The organism is Pseudomonas sp. GR 6-02 (genome assembly GCF_001655615.1).
Taxonomy (GTDB): domain Bacteria; phylum Pseudomonadota; class Gammaproteobacteria; order Pseudomonadales; family Pseudomonadaceae; genus Aquipseudomonas.
This window is the reverse complement of record NZ_CP011567.1, coordinates 2817724-2832911: the sequence shown is the minus strand read 5'-3', so window position 1 is coordinate 2832911 and position 15188 is coordinate 2817724. Positions and strand designations below refer to the sequence as shown.

Below are 15188 nucleotides of genomic sequence, written 5' to 3'. Positions count from 1 at the left end.
ATGAACACTCTGAGCACTTTGGCCCCCAAGCACTTCAGCCAACCCGGTAATACCCCGACAGTCATGATCGTAGGCGCCGGCCCGATTGGCCTGTCCCTGGCAATCATGCTGAAGAAGTGGGGCGTCTCTTTTCGCATCATTGAAAAGAATGCCGGTCCCTCGACCGCTACCAAAGCGATGGCCATCCATTCCAGAACCCTGGAAATTTTCCGAGATCTGGGAGTTGCCGATCAGGCCATCAGCGACGGATTCACTATCAACCAGTTTTCGGTGCAATCGAACGCCAAACGGGTGCTGAACTACAACTTCTCCTACCTGGACGCCACCTACCCCCTGCTCCTCAGCCTGCCACAACCGCAGACAGAGAAGATTCTGCTTGAGCGACTGAACAAGTTGGGAGCAGATGTTGAATGGAACACCGAGCTGGTCGACATAGAAAACCAGCCGGGCTCAGTGCAGATGACGCTTCAGCATGCGGACGGCAGCGCCGAGTCCTTTTCCAGCCGCTGGGTGGTCGCGTGCGACGGTGCTCGCAGCAACATCAGAAAACGTCTTGATATGACCTTCGAAGGATCGTCCTACGACCGCTTCTTCATGCTCGCCGATGCCGATATCGAGTGGTCTGGAAGCAAGGACGAAGGCGCTTTCTTCCTGGGTGCACAGGACGGTTATGTCGCGGTCGCGCCGATCAGCGCTCAATCCCGTTATCGACTTTTCATCGAGATGCCCTACAACCTGCCGCCAGAAGGTGAACGCCCTTCCTTGAGCCTGGAGAACTTTCAGCGGTTGTGCGAAGGACGCGGGCAAAAGATGACGTTGTCCAATATTTCATCGACCACCATCGCTTCTTTCCAACATCGCCGCGTGCAGTCGTTGCAGCAAGGCTCTGTGTTTCTGGTGGGCGACTCGGCTCATATCGGCAGCCCGATCGGTGGCCAATGGATGAACCTGGGGGTTTCCGAGGCCTATAACCTGGCGTGGAAAATGGCCTATGTCGATCAGGGCCTGGCTGATCCATCGTTGCTGGAAAGCTACAACGAAGAGCGTTACCCGGTGGCCCTGGAAGTCGAGAACACGGCACATCGACTGACCGGACTGATTACCGTCAAGCATCGCGCCCTCGTTTGGCTGCGCGACAATGTTCTGCCACTGATAAGCAACAGGCGCAAGGTTCAGCGCAAACTGCCGTCGATGATTTCCGGTCATCAGTACCACTACGGCAAGAGTGATTACATCCAGGAATCGCTGACGAAAAAGCAGCGCATGAATTGGGATAAAAAAGGCAAGAAACCCGAATTCCAGACGTCGGTGCCTCGCGCCGGGCAACTGGCACCCGATGTCGAGTTGTGGCAACTGCAAGGTATGCCGCCAAAGCGCTTGATCGACTTGTTCCACGGAACGTTCACGCTGTTGATTTTCAGCGCAGCCGATCAGTTTTCCCCGTTGTTGCCGGGCTATTACTCGCTGGCCGAGTCGGTGGAGAAGGACTACCCGGGCATCAAGGCTTATTGCGTTATTGATGCCCTGAGCAGCGCCGAACTGCCTTCCTGGCACTCGACGTTGCTGGACCCCGATTGGCGGCTGCACAAGCGTTACCATGCCAAAGCGGGCACGTTGATGTTGATTCGTCCTGACGGCTACATCGCTTTCCAGGGAGCCGATGCAATAACGCTCTTCACTTATCTGAACGTAAGATCCGGGCTGCTCAAAGGAGCCAGAAAAACAACATCTTCCGAGATCGACGCAGTGGAACTCCAACTTTAAGTCGCTATATGGCTACTGCCAACCTGGTTCATTGATTCACACAAGGCCCACCCCTGGGCCAAGACTTGTTATTTCTTGTTTGTAGAAAACATATACCGACTTTGGTTAGGAGAACCTCATGCGCTTCCAACTCAACGATGTTGTGCAGGAATTCATCGTGTCCAATGGAAAAATAGCCAACAGCTATTTTTCTCTTTCAGAAAAAATCATTGATTCACTGTGCGAGTCCAATATCGCAAAAGAATCAATATTGATGCGTTTGCTGGAGCAGGCCGAATCCGTCACCGCGCATTACTTCAATGCTCACCAACAAGTCCTCGAGGGCGTTTATGCCAATGGGATTGAAGCCCCCGTCAATAAAAACCTTGCGGTGCTGGAGCCCGAACACTCGAACCCGGTAATACTGGAATCGACACCTGTTGCGGAACAAACACCCGCACTCAACTACGGGCAATGGCTGCGCGCCGAAATAAGTACGGTCACAGGATTCAAAAAAGAACAAATCGACTTCGATCAAAGTTTCGAAAGCCTGGGTATCGACTCTCTCGGCATGGTCGATATTTTCGAATCCCTGGCCCAGCACTTCCCGGAAAAGAAAGAGCTCACCTCGCAGCTCTTTGATGCCCCCACTCCTACCGCTTTGCTGGCGCGACTTGAAGCCGATCCGCAGGCACCTGCCGTGGATGTCGAAGCATGGGTACTGGAACAACTGGCGAATATCACCGGTTTTACGGTTGACCAGATCGACCAAAAACAAAGCTATGAAAGCCTGGGCCTGGACTCCCTCGTGCAGCTGGACTTCCTGGAGTCGGTCGTCGCATTGTGGCCGCAACTCAAGGCCAACAGCACTGAGCTGGCCAACGCCAAGTATCCGCAGGCAACAATCGCCCTGATTAAAGCCGCCCTGGCCGCCCCCGAGTCGACATCAACACCCGCTACCGAAGTGCAAGCACCTGCCACAACGGACGACCAAGGGCAGGCAAGCAACCTGCTTTTCAACTCCCTGTCACCCCTGATCCCGGACGCGCCACAGTCGATCGACATTGAGACGCCCTTTGCACAGTTGGGGCTCAACGGTTTTGCCCGAGAAGCACTCTGCCAATCAATGGCGCAACAGTGCTCTGCCAGCGAGTTTGCCGGTGAAGCACTGATGTCGCGTCGTACGCCGCAGGACGCCTTGTCGCTTCTGGCACGACTGAGCTGAAGCACTGAGCCGCTGTAAAAAATGGCATGGAATCCGGGTGATCGGACAGATCACCCAGCATTTTGGCAATCAGGAGACAGGGTATGAATGGCGCGGTAACAACAGAGGGCGACTTTTGCTTCAGCGCAATGGCCGGCGAGTTTCCCGGGGCACCGTCAACGGATGCGCTTTGGCATTTGCTGACGCAAGGACAGATAGCACCTATCAATTCGATGCTGACACGCTGGGAACTGGATAAGGCGTCAATCTATTCAGCAAAGGCAGGTGAAAAGGATCGCGTTTACCTGGACAGTGCTTTTTGCCTGAAGGATGACGCTTCAATCCCTTCACGGCATGAAGGACGGCAGGTCGCCATCGGTAAGAAAGTACTGCAGACACTCCTCGCCCAGCTTGCCGGACAAGGCTCGACTCTGATCAAAGAACGCACCGCATTGGTGGTCGCAACATCCTGGAGTGACGAGAGTTATTTCGTCACCGGCATGTCCGGAAAAACCGAAGCACCACAGGGCTACACGCCGGGTGAACAAGTGGCTGAACTGGCGGCGGCTTTTGCCTTCGGTGGCCCGGCGTTATCGGTCGACACCGCCTGTAGTTCGTTCCCCTATGCAATCGACATGGCTCAGGCCCTGGTCAATAGCGGACAGGCGGATAACGCGATTGTCATGGCACTGAACACCGTGCTGCCACCGGCGCTGTTTCTGGGCTTCTCGCAGTTGACCGCCTTTTCCGCCCGGGCCCAAATGCAGGCGTTCGGCCAGGACGCTGACGGCATTGTGCCGGGCGAATGTGCAGTCGCCTTTTTGGTCGAACCTGTATCGCAGGCCCTGATTGCGCAGCGCCGTCCCCTGGGTGTTTTACGGGCATTGGGAATGTCCGCCGATGGCGCCGAAGGTTCAGTGTTTGCACCTGGCAAACAGGCCCAGTACACGGCTTACCAGCGTGCCTATATCGGTCTTGATCCCAATGACGTGGACTACATCGAAACCCATGGCACCGGTACTCCGCTGGGTGATGCGACAGAGCTGGACTCGCTGAACAGCTTCTTCGCCCCCCACTGCACAGACGGCAAAAAAATCACCATCGGTTCAATCAAGTCTGTCATTGGCCACCCACTGGCCGCTGCTGGAGGCGCTTCGCTCGCCAAGGCGCTGATGATCTTGCGCCACAAAGGGATTCCACCTCAGCCCGACTACCGTACCAGCGCAAAAGTCGACGAGACCAGCCTGCGACTGGCCACAAAGCAGATACAGCCCCTCGCGGACCGGCAGTCGGCGATCCGCATAGGCATATCCAGCTTCGGTTTTGGCGGCGCCAATGCGCATCTGGTAGTGGATGAATATATTCCCGACAACCGCCCTGTCGCCCCTCAAGCCAACCCCGGCGTGTTAATGCTGGACCTTGCGATTGTCGAGGCTGAAGCAGCGATCGGCAGTCACGGCTCGTTGCAGTCATTCAAGCAACAGCTCGATCGGCCGGCAGCGCCATCAGTCAGTTTCCCTTATGGGCGTTTCGTTGATTACTCCCCTGCCCCAGGTCAGCCGTTACTGGGCCAATTCCTGGCGCAGGATCGCGTCATTGATATCGACGGTTTCGGCATGGGTCCCAAACCTCTGGCCCATGTCGATCCGTTCAAGCTGTTGATCACCGATCGCGTCAATCATTTGCTGCGACGCCTGCCGGGTGTGGCCGGCTCACCCGGCACGGCGATGGTCATGTGCTGCAACATGGGCGGGGAACGCTTCAGCAATGCGTACAGCAGCGCTCACAGCTTCTACTCCCAGGCTCAAGGCACGCCACCGGGCGTGGAAGTAGCGGACGTGGCAACCATGTTGCCGAACATGTTGTCCGGTTACCCGACGCAGATTTTTGACTTCAAGGGTTTCCATCAAACACTGGTCGGCACCCCGGGTCTGTTCTGGCAAACCTTGCTGGCATCGCAGCAATGGTTCAAGAACGGCATAACCACGCTGTTGCTCGGTGCAGGGCGCTTTATCAGCGGTGAAATCGAGATCGAGCGCGCCCGACATTCAGCGACGGTGCAAGGTGAAGGACTGGGGCTGATTGCGCTGCGTCCCTATCAACCAGACGCCAGCGACAAACCTTTACTGGTGATCCGCGCGGCGGTCCTCGCCCATGCCGCGAACTCGCTGGAAGAGGCTTGCCAACTGCTGGGCAAAGAGCGGAGTCAATACCAGAACATTGAAGTCTGCGAGCTGCAACCTGACGCGACTCATGCCAGTGGATCTCTGCAAGAGATTACCGGTTTCCTGGCTGAAGCCAGTGGCATCGAAACCCTGCTGGCGGTGATGTTGAGTGCATCGGCTCACACGGTGATCGAGGTTCGCGAAGCCGGCAAGGCAGTGATGTGGTTGTTTACTGAAAAGCTTCGGGAGTGGAGCACTGCGGCCGAACCCGCTCCTGCCATCAAGCATCCCTTTACCCTGCGTTTTGCTCACTCGGCCCACCATGAACTGCAACCGGTGATCCCGCCTGCCCGCCCTGTCAGCCTTGTCCGCGAACCACAAAACGACGGCGTCGACGTGCTGCAACTCAGCGACATGCTGACCAACACCCTGCTCTCAGGGCTGCGTGTCCGGGTTCGCGCCATGGAGAGTCTTTTCGCCCTGCACCGTGGCACTGAAGTCCAGCGCCCGGCGCACTGGCAACGTTCCCCGGAAAACGTCGTAATCACCAACGTCCAGCGCGGCCCCCAGTCACTGCACGCCCAGCTCGTGGTGAATGAAGCGCACCCTTATTTCTTCGATCACCCTCTTGATCACATCCCCGGCATTCTATTGCTCGAGGGCGTGTTGCAACTGATTGAACTCGCCATGCCGCCACTGAGTGGGCGAGTCGCGTATGTCAAAACCCTGAATATCAAGTTCCAGCAATACGTACAAAAGGAGGGTGTGATTGATCTGCATCTGGAACAGGAAAAAGACTCCCAGGTGTTCAATGCCAAGGTCATGCAAGCCGGAAAGCTGATGTGCACCTGCGTCCTTGGGATGGCCTACAGCTCGGCGTTCGAGAAATCGCCCGCCGGCGAGTTCACGGCCACTCGCTGCCGTGACAAGGCCTTGCTGCACAAGGCCAGGGAAGAAAACGTCATCGTCAGTGACATGAGCGGCATCGCTCAGGGCTTGAGCGTGGACACGCTCAAACTGCCGGATGAGCACTTCTTCCAGGAGGGCGACCCCGAGCACCATTCGATGGTGTATTTCCTCGAAGTTGCCCGCCAGTGCTACATGCAGATTGCCCACAGTCATCTGCGGATTCCACTCAACACCCCGATGAACCTGCTGGCCTTGAGTTTCACCCTGGATCGGCCAATCCCCAGGAACAGTCCGCTTTCATTGGCACCGCAAGCGGGTTTTGACGCACAACAGCCGTTCAAAACCAACCGCATCTATATCGACCTGTTCAACCGGGGCGAAAAAATCGGTCAAGCCAGCATTACAGCTCAAGTGCTGAGTCAATCCGCACCCGCGGCCTGAGGCAATCAATTGATCCCACTCTCCCGCATGACCGTGCCCCCAACAATCAAGGTGTCGCCGTGAACGATGTCAAAGTGCAAGTCATAGTCAAATCGCCGCGTGCTGAAATCTGGAATATCTGGAGCAATTTTTCAGAAGCGCCGCTATGGGATACCGACGTTCGCCAGTGCGAACTCAATGGCCCGTTTCAACCTGGAACGCGAGGCAAATGCGTCCTCAAAAATGGCCTGAACATGCCGCTGAAACTGGAAGCAGTGAAGCTGCATGAAAGCTATCGGAACACGGCAAGACTGCTTTGGATCGACCTTGAGTTCGATCACCAGATGCGCAGGCTTTCCCCGAATGAAACCCAAGTCATCCATAGCGCAAAGATCTCTGGCCCCTTGAGTTTTTTATACCGCGGGCTGCTACGAAAAATGCTGACCGCGGCAATGACCACGGCACTGCGCAACCTGTGCACGCTGGCTGAACAACGAGCGAATGCCATCAGTACCCCAGGGCTCGAAAAACCTGGAACGCATTTGCACCGTGTATGAAATATCCCGGGAGGGAGCGTGTTGAACGCTCGCTCCCTAACACCCCTCGCTTACTTATCGATAACGGCACACTTCGGACCGAGCATGAACCTATTTAAAAAACCTCAGTATCTCGTGATGGGCGTCATTGGCATGGGCCTTATTGCCCCTGAGTCCAGTTCCGCCGACACGCTCGGCCCCTATGTCAGTGTCATGGGTGGTCTGAACTGGGTGGCTCCGCAGGACCTTAACCAGAACAACCTCGACTTTGTCGAAATGGAATTCAACCAACCGTTACACTCCGGCTACGCCACCGGACTGGCACTGGGCTGGCGCTTCCCCATCGGGCTCAGACCTGAAGTGGAACTCAGCTACCGCAAAAACACCCTGACCCAATTCAATAACCGGGTCTACGAAGGCGGCGGGAGCATCGACGGTAAAGGCGAAGAGGAAGCCACCAGCGTCATGGCCAACCTCTGGTATGACGTCTTGAACCTGCCAGCACCCTTCAGTCGGTTCACCCCTTACATCGGCGGCGGCCTGGGTTACACCAAGCTGTCGGTCAGTGGCCTGGAAGCCGGCGGCGTCCAGTTCGGCAACACTCATCGCGACACTGTATCGGCCTATCAACTCGGCGCCGGGGTAGGTTACGAACTCACCGAACAATGGTCCATGTCCCTGGATTATCGATACCTCAAGACTCGCGATGCGCACTTCGGTGACATTCAGGGCCTGCCCCAAGGCGATGTACGCACTGACTACAGCGCCCAGTCATTAATGCTCGGCCTGCATTATTGGTTCTAAGGGGTTAAACAGATCGGCGCCTTGCGAGGCGTCGCTACGGCAAGCCGGTGAAATGCTTCGGCGCAGAGGCTCACCGGCTGATCAACTTACTGACGACCACCCGTTCAAAAATCGATCAAGGCACAAATGAGTTCCTCACTTGATGCCTTGATTCGATACTTGACCCTCTGCCTACCTATACTTCACAAGCGCAGGAATCACATCGCCGCAGCCGCTTTTTCAATCAGCCGGGCTACCGGCTCCGGGTTTGAAACCATCACGACATGGGAAGCCCCTTTAACGACTTTCACCACCTTGGCCTCGGCTCGCTTGGCCATGAATTCCATGGCCTGCGGTGGAATGTTCTTGTCCTTGTCGCCATAGATGTACCAGGACGGAATGTGCTTCCAGGCGGGTGTACCTGACTGTTCGTTCAGCGCCGCTTCGGTGACCGGGCGCTGAGTCGCCGCCATCAATGCCGCCTGCGCGGCGGGGACGTCAGCGGCGAACTGATCGTGAAACTTGTCCTGCTGGATGTACAAATCCTTGCCGCCATCAGCCAGTGCGACAGGCGCTGCGAGGGTTGGGCCGAGGGTGCTCCCCGGGAATTTTCCGGATAGTCCGGCGGCCGTTTCGCCCGCCTCGGGCGCGAAGGCGGCGACGTAAACAAGTGCCTTTACATTGGCATGGTCGTTGGCCGCTTCGCTGATGACGTTGCCACCGTAGGAGTGGCCGACCAGCACAACAGGTGACTTGATGCCATCGAGCAACGCAGAAACAGCAGCGCCATCGCTCTTCACACTGCGCAATGGATTGGCGGCGGCCACAACAGGGTATCCATCTTTTTCGAGGATCTTCACCACGCCATTCCAACTCGAAGCATCGGCAAAGGCGCCGTGTACGAGGACGACAGTAGGCTTTTCAGTTTGCGCCGACGCGTTGGCGCCGATGATCAGGCTAACGGTGCAGGCCAGAGCGGCCATTACTTTTTTCATTGGAAACTCCTTGGGTGGTTGAACTATTGAGCGAATCGCGAGAAGGCGAAGTCGTGGTTCTGTACTCCTGCACAACTTTGTATCAACTGCCTTGATCGCAATCTTGAGCAACTGTGCTGTCTTGGGCGTTGGCCGCTACCGCGCCAAGGCTGAGCACGGCAAACATTGAAGTGATGCTGAGGTTCTTCCAGTTCATGTCGATATCTCCAGACGTTGAGTGATCCTGTGAGACGCCTTGTGCTGTCTCGATGGAGTTCATTTGACGCCGATCAGGTATCCCGGATGTGTCACCAACCGCCCATAAAAGAAACACTCCGTATCGGCATGCGGTCTGGATACACAGAGATACATTTGTGCTAGCAGTGGTGAAACTTGGCAACCATAAAAAAGAGACCGATGTTGCTCTTTTCAATTTTCACAAGCTTCAACGAAAGCCAATAGAACAATAACTTTAGCGAAAAACGCGACTCACACTCCGCCCCATTGAAATCGAAGAGATTTCTTTTATCCCTAAAACAAGAATATTCGGAAATTATTTCTTCCGATAAATGCACTTATTACCTGTTACCGCACCACACCTCACTGGACAGTTATTATTTTGGCGCACTTTAACACTCACACTTTCTACAAATATCACAACACACAAATAATACTTGGACAAACACCAACATGACTCGCTGACTTTTTATAACAATTATTGACACACCTACATGGAAACCCTAAATTAATGGCACTCTGCCAACGCCTAGACGACGCATCAACTTTGTTAAGTTAATGGAATGCTGAGTTTCTAAGTTATTTCATTCCTGGTACAACGCATGAAATATGTAGATGACATTACGAAACTCTTTACACGTTTTGGCGCAAACGCAGAGACTTACCAGGAAATACAACCAAACTATAAAGATTTCAAAGACGACCCGGTCATACCTGCGGTGGCTGAGCCAGAACCGCCGGTCGAACCGGTGAAAAATACTGTCCCCTCGCCACCATCGCCCAAGTCCCCTCCCCTGACTGAGCCACCTGCGAGTGCTGCTGCGGATGACCGTCAGCGATTGAGCGACCTGTTGCGTGAACTCAACCAGGTTCGTCGGGACGGTCTGCCAGAAACGATTCGCAAGCGGACCAAGGCGAAGGTCATTGCCATCGTTTCAGCGAATGGCGGGGTGGGTAAAAGCACCATCGCCGCTGGCCTCGCGAAAACACTTCGGCACCCTGGCGGGCGAGTCATCGCGATTGATCTGGACCCTCAGAACGCGCTGTCCAGCCACTTGGGTATCACCAGGCCGGCTCCCGGGCTGATCCAACTCAAAGAGCAGGACGCCGACTGGGGCGCTCATCGCCTGCCGGGCTTTAGCGACAGTGAGTGCCTGCCCTTCGGCACTGGCGAGCTGAACGATCGCCGATTGCTCAGGCAGATGCTGCTTGAAGATGCTGACTGGTTGAGCCAGCACCTGGCGTCAATGCACCTCAGCGAAAACGATACCGTGATCCTGGATACGCCTTCGGGCGCGACCGTCTATTCGCAACAGGCACTCGACGCTGCCGATCTGGTGCTGGTGATGACGGTGGCCGACGCGGCCTCCTACCTGGCACTGGACACCATGACCCAGTGGCTGGAAACCAGCCCGCGACGCGCACAGCAGCAGCGGTATGTGCTCAACCAATGGGATGACTCCCGTGCGTTCAGCAGGGACATGGGCGTGCTGTTTCGGCGACGGCTCGGCGCTAACCTGATCGGGACGATTCGCCTCGATCACCAGTTCAACGAGTCGCTGGCCTATGGTCGGGACCTGTTGCAGCACGCGCCTGAGAGCATTGGCTGTCAGGACATTCTGTCGCTATCAGGCGCGGTCCATGCCCTGCTTTTCACGGATGCTTCCAGCCAGCAGGGCACGCTATGACCGTCCAGCTGAATCAGCTACCTGCAAAGACCTGGTGGTTGCAGAAGCTGCTGGATAGCTTCCAGGATCGCTTCAGTCAATGGCCCCTGCGTTGGCGCCTGGGCCTGAAAATTTCAGGCGGGCTGATTGCAGCATTGTTGGTGCTGGGTATCCTCACTGCACCGCAGAATCTGTATTCCCAAGCCGTGTTTGCCTCCGTCTGTTTTGCCGCCAGCCTGATCATCCGCAAGCAAACCGGGCGTCTGGCGATCCTGACCCTGATCACCCTCTCGCTGATCGCTTCGTTGCGTTACATGTACTGGCGCCTGTCCGACACCCTGGACTTCGACAACTGGCAGGATGCCGTATTTGGCTACGGGCTGGTGCTGGCAGAACTGTATGCCTTGCTCGTCCTGGTCTTCGGCTATATACAGACCGCCTGGCCGTTGCAACGTAAACCGCAGTTTCTGCAACAGCCACCCGCTGAATGGCCGACGGTGGATGTGTTCATTCCCACCTATAACGAAGCACTGGGTATCGTCAAACTGGTGGTGCTCGCGGCTCAGGCCATTGACTGGCCCGAGGGCAAACTGCGGGTGCACGTGCTCGATGACGGACGCCGGGAGGAATTCAAGGCTTTCTGTCAGCAGATTGGTGTCAACTACATCACCCGCGACAACAATCAACATGCCAAGGCCGGCAACCTCAACGAGGCACTCAAAGTCACCGATGGCGAGTTCATTGCCATATTCGACGCCGACCACGTGCCCACCCGCTCCTTCCTGCAAATCACCATGGGCTGGTTTTTAAAGGACCCGAACCTGGCGTTGCTGCAAACGCCGCATTTTTTCTACTCACCCGATCCGTTCGAAAAAAACCTCGATACCTTTCGCTCGGTACCCAATGAAGGTGAGCTGTTCTACGGCCTGGTGCAGGACGGCAACGACTTGTGGAACGCGGCATTCTTCTGTGGCTCCTGCGCGGTCATCCGGCGGACTCACTTGCTGGAAGTCGGCGGCATCGCCACCGAGACCGTGACCGAAGATGCGCACACGGCACTCAAGCTCAATCGCCGTGGTTTCAACACCGCTTACCTCGCCATTCCACAAGCGGCGGGACTGGCCACCGAAAGCCTTTCCCGACACATCAGCCAGCGCATACGCTGGGCACGGGGCATGGTGCAGATTTTTCGGACCGACAATCCCTTGTTTGGCAAAGGGCTGAACCTGGGGCAGCGCATCTGCTACCTCAATGCCATGATGCACTTTTTCTACAGCCTGCCCCGCCTGGTGTTCTTGACCGCACCATTGGCCTACCTGTTTTTCGATGCGCAGATTTTCCATGCCTCGGCGTTGATGGTCACGGTCTATGTTCTGCCGCATATTTTCCATTCCAGCCTGACCAACTCCAGCATCCAGGGGCGCTTCCGCCATTCCTTCTGGAACGAAGTGTATGAGTCGGTGTTGGCCTGGCACATCATGCGACCGGTCCTGCTGGCTCTAATCAGCCCTTCGCTGGGCAAATTCAACGTAACCGACAAGGGCGGCACCGTCGAAAAGGACTATTTCAACTGGAAGCTCGCGCGGCCTTACATCGTCCTGCTGACCTTGAACATGATCGGTCTGGCGATCGGCGTGGTGAAACTGGTCGGGAGTGATTCGGCCGAGGTCACTACCCTGCTGATCAACCTGGTCTGGACCGTGTACAACATCATCATCGTCAGCACCGCCGTGGCGGTGGCCACTGAGTCCTCTCAGGTGCGCAACGAGCCCAGGGTGCCCGCGGATCTGCCCGTGCGCGTCTATCGCGAAGACGGCACGTCGTTCGATTGCATAACCCGGGACTTCTCACAAAACGGCGTGGGTCTGGCACTGCCACCGCAAGTTCAGCTCAGCGCCAAAGAGAAGCTGCGGCTGTGCATTCTGCGCACACCTCCCTCAAGCCTCTTTCCCGCAACAACGATCTTCAGCAACGACAACGTGGCAGGCGTGAAATTCGAGGGTTTGACCCTGCGCCAGCAAAGTGAGCTGGTGCGACTGACCTTTTCACGGGCCGACACCTGGGCCAACACGTGGGGCAACGGCCGCCTCGACGCGCCAATGTCAGCGTTGCGCGAGGTCAGCAGCATTGGCTTGCGCGCCATCCTGCGCTTGTTCGTTGCCACCCTAAAGGACAGCCAGGCGCTGCTGCGCAAACGCCCGGCCACTCCATCACCCATCGACCCCACCGCGGACACGCAACGATCTTGAAGCCTTCCACTCGCCGGACCTTTCCTCCTCGTCGCTCACTCATGCTGCTCGCCTGCTCACTAGTGGGCTGGAGCGACTGGGCGTTGAGTGCTACCACCCCAATCAACGCCACAGAGCCGGCGGTGATGCCGGTCGCATCGCTGCCCGGGACCGATGCCCCGAGCAACAGCTATACCCGCACCCTCAAGGAGCTCGGCAAAAGCTATTCGATGAACCTTAAAGGCGTGGAGGCTACCGACAGTGTGAACTTCAATGTGCGCGCCGATGAAGTCGTCACGGCTGCGCAGGTCACGCTGCAGTACAGCTATTCACCGGCGCTGCTGGCCGACCTTTCGCAAATCAACGTGCTGATCAACGATCAAGTGGCCGCCAGCCTGCCCCTCCCGAAGGAAGAGGCCGGTAAATTGCAGACCCGGACCGTGCAGATTCCGCCGCAAACCATCACCGAATTCAACCGGCTCAGCCTGCAGTTCATCGGTCACTATACGATGCAATGTGAAGACCCTCTGCACTCCAGCCTGTGGGCCAAGATCGGCAACGAGAGCCAGCTGAGCCTCCAGGTGTCCTCGATTAAACAGCCCAACGACCTGTCCGCTCTGCCTCTGCCCTTGTTCGATCGTCGAGATGCTTCGCCCCTGAAGCTGCCCTTCGTGTTCACTGCGCGCCCGGGCGGCCCTGAGCTTGAGGCCGCCGGTATCCTGTCGTCCTGGTTTGGCGCCCTGGCCAGTTACCGCGGCGCAACCTTCCCCGCCAGCCTCACCAGCCTGCCGGCCAAAGGCAACGCCGTGGTGTTTGTCAGCAGTGGCGAATCGACGGCCTTGAGTGGCTTGCCGATCAAAGCGGCCACGGGGCCGACATTGACACTCGTGAGCAACCCGAATGATGCTCAGGGCAAACTGTTGATCGTCTCCGGGCGCGATGGCGCCGATCTCAAGGTCGCCGCGACCGCGCTGGCCCTCGGTGGCTCGGCCTTTTCCGGGCAGAGCGTGGTGATCGACCGGATCGACTCGCTCAAGCCACGCCGACCGTACGACGCGCCTAACTGGCTGCCCTCCGACCGCCCGGTTCGCCTGGGTGAGCTGGCGAAGCCCGCAGAACTCAATGTATCGGGTTACAACCCAGGACAAATGACGGTTGCGCTGCGCTTGCCACCCGACCTGTTCAACTGGCGTGAGCCCGGCGCACAACTTGACCTGAAATACCGCTATACGCCGCAGCCGGTCTCCACCAATTCCTCGTTGCTGGTCCACTTCAACGATACCTTCATCAAGTCGATCGATCTGCCTTCGATCGAGAAACTTGGCAGCAGCGACAGCCTGCTGGCGATGCTCAAAACCGACGACAGCCTGGCCCGCACATCGCGCATGCTGTTGCCGCTCAATTCCGTAGCGCTGCAATCACGCCTGCAATTTCGCTTTATGTATGACTACATCAAACAGGGCGACTGCCGCGACATCATCATCGACAACATGCGCGGTGTGATCGACCCGGACTCGACCCTGGACCTCAGCCAATACGAACACTTCATGGCCATGCCCAACCTCGGGGTGTTCAAGGACAGCGGCTTCCCGTTCACCCGCATGGCCGACCTTTCTGAAACATCGGTGATCCTGCCCAACGAGCCAGGCCCGGCCGATCTGAGCGCCTATCTGACCGTGCTGGGCCGCTTCGGCGACTCCACCGGTTATCCGGCCACCGGCGTAAAGGTGGTCCACGCCGACCAGGTGGCCGAGCAAAGCGACCGGGATCTGCTGGTGCTCGCCTCGGGCAACAATCAGCCGCTGCTGGAGCAATGGCAAAGCCTGCTGCCGGCCAAGGACGAAGCTGCTGCGCAGTACTTTGAACTGTCTGACCTGCCCTTGCGTCTGCGCAACTGGATCAGCCCGGATACGAAAACCAATCTGCGTGAAGCGCGCAGCAGCTTCAGGTTCAGCGCTGACGACGGCAGTGCTTATCTGACTGGATTCGAATCGCCGCTCAAGAGTGGGCGCAGTGTGGTGTTTATCGCCAGCGCAAGGCCCAACGGCTTGGCCGACGTGACCAACGCCCTGCTCAGCAGCGAAGAAAACGCCCACGAGTTGCAAGGCAGTCTGGTAGTGGTCAAGGGCAAGCATGTCAAATCGCTGGTCGCCGAACAGGACTACTACGTCGGGAGCCTGGGGCCATTGCGCTATCTGCAGTGGTACCTCTCGCAAAACATAATGGCGCTCATGCTGTTCACGCTCCTCGGGGTCCTGCTGCTTGCTTCGATGACTTACCTGGCCCTGCGCTTACGGGCCAAACGTCGTCTTGGCCAATGAG

At 57.0% G+C, this 15188-nt stretch carries 9 protein-coding genes; 8 read left to right on the top strand and 1 reads right to left on the bottom strand.

What is annotated here, in order from left to right; all coding sequences use genetic code 11:
- The 5 genes from PGR6_RS12650 (at position 1) to PGR6_RS12630 (ending at position 7781) form a co-directional block, all read left to right on the top strand.
- Positions 1 to 1764 carry an FAD-dependent monooxygenase gene (locus tag PGR6_RS12650; protein WP_018927947.1) on the top strand — a complete coding sequence of 588 codons (1764 nt, stop codon included), beginning with the start codon at positions 1 to 3 and terminating at the stop codon, positions 1762 to 1764.
- A gap of 118 nt (positions 1765 to 1882) precedes the next feature.
- Positions 1883 to 2968 (top strand): acyl carrier protein, encoded by a 1086-nt coding sequence (locus PGR6_RS12645; protein ID WP_064617438.1) that lies wholly within the window; start codon positions 1883 to 1885, stop codon positions 2966 to 2968.
- A gap of 83 nt (positions 2969 to 3051) precedes the next feature.
- Positions 3052 to 6462: a polyketide synthase family protein gene (locus PGR6_RS12640; RefSeq protein WP_064617435.1), complete on the top strand. Its 3411-nt coding sequence runs from the start codon at positions 3052 to 3054 to the stop codon at positions 6460 to 6462.
- 59 nt (positions 6463 to 6521) lie between these two features.
- The gene (locus PGR6_RS29320; protein WP_019020906.1) at positions 6522 to 6998 is read left to right on the top strand and encodes a polyketide cyclase; all 477 of its coding nucleotides are present in this window, start codon (positions 6522 to 6524) and stop codon (positions 6996 to 6998) included.
- A gap of 84 nt (positions 6999 to 7082) precedes the next feature.
- Positions 7083 to 7781 (top strand): outer membrane protein, encoded by a 699-nt coding sequence (locus tag PGR6_RS12630; protein WP_064617431.1) that lies wholly within the window; start codon positions 7083 to 7085, stop codon positions 7779 to 7781.
- A gap of 197 nt (positions 7782 to 7978) precedes the next feature.
- On the opposite strand, the gene PGR6_RS12625 is transcribed toward PGR6_RS12630, so the two are convergent.
- Positions 7979 to 8755 (bottom strand): alpha/beta fold hydrolase, encoded by a 777-nt coding sequence (locus PGR6_RS12625; RefSeq protein WP_064617428.1) that lies wholly within the window; start codon positions 8753 to 8755, stop codon positions 7979 to 7981.
- Between the two features lie 818 nt (positions 8756 to 9573).
- Between PGR6_RS12625 and bcsQ the strand changes: the two genes are divergently transcribed.
- Genes bcsQ through bcsB form a run of 3 tightly spaced genes read left to right on the top strand, consistent with a single transcriptional unit; the run spans position 9574 to position 15187 of the window.
- Positions 9574 to 10659 (top strand): cellulose biosynthesis protein BcsQ, encoded by a 1086-nt coding sequence (bcsQ, locus tag PGR6_RS12620; RefSeq protein ID WP_064617425.1) that lies wholly within the window; start codon positions 9574 to 9576, stop codon positions 10657 to 10659.
- Positions 10656 to 12887, top strand: a complete 2232-nt coding sequence (gene bcsA / locus PGR6_RS12615; RefSeq protein ID WP_064617422.1) for a UDP-forming cellulose synthase catalytic subunit — start codon at positions 10656 to 10658, stop codon at positions 12885 to 12887. Before bcsQ ends, bcsA begins: the two co-directional genes overlap by 4 nt.
- Positions 12884 to 15187: a cellulose biosynthesis cyclic di-GMP-binding regulatory protein BcsB gene (gene bcsB / locus PGR6_RS12610; RefSeq protein WP_257784389.1), complete on the top strand. Its 2304-nt coding sequence runs from the start codon at positions 12884 to 12886 to the stop codon at positions 15185 to 15187. The genes bcsA and bcsB overlap by 4 nt, the downstream gene beginning before the upstream one ends.
- The last annotated feature ends 1 nt before the right edge of the window (position 15188 follow it).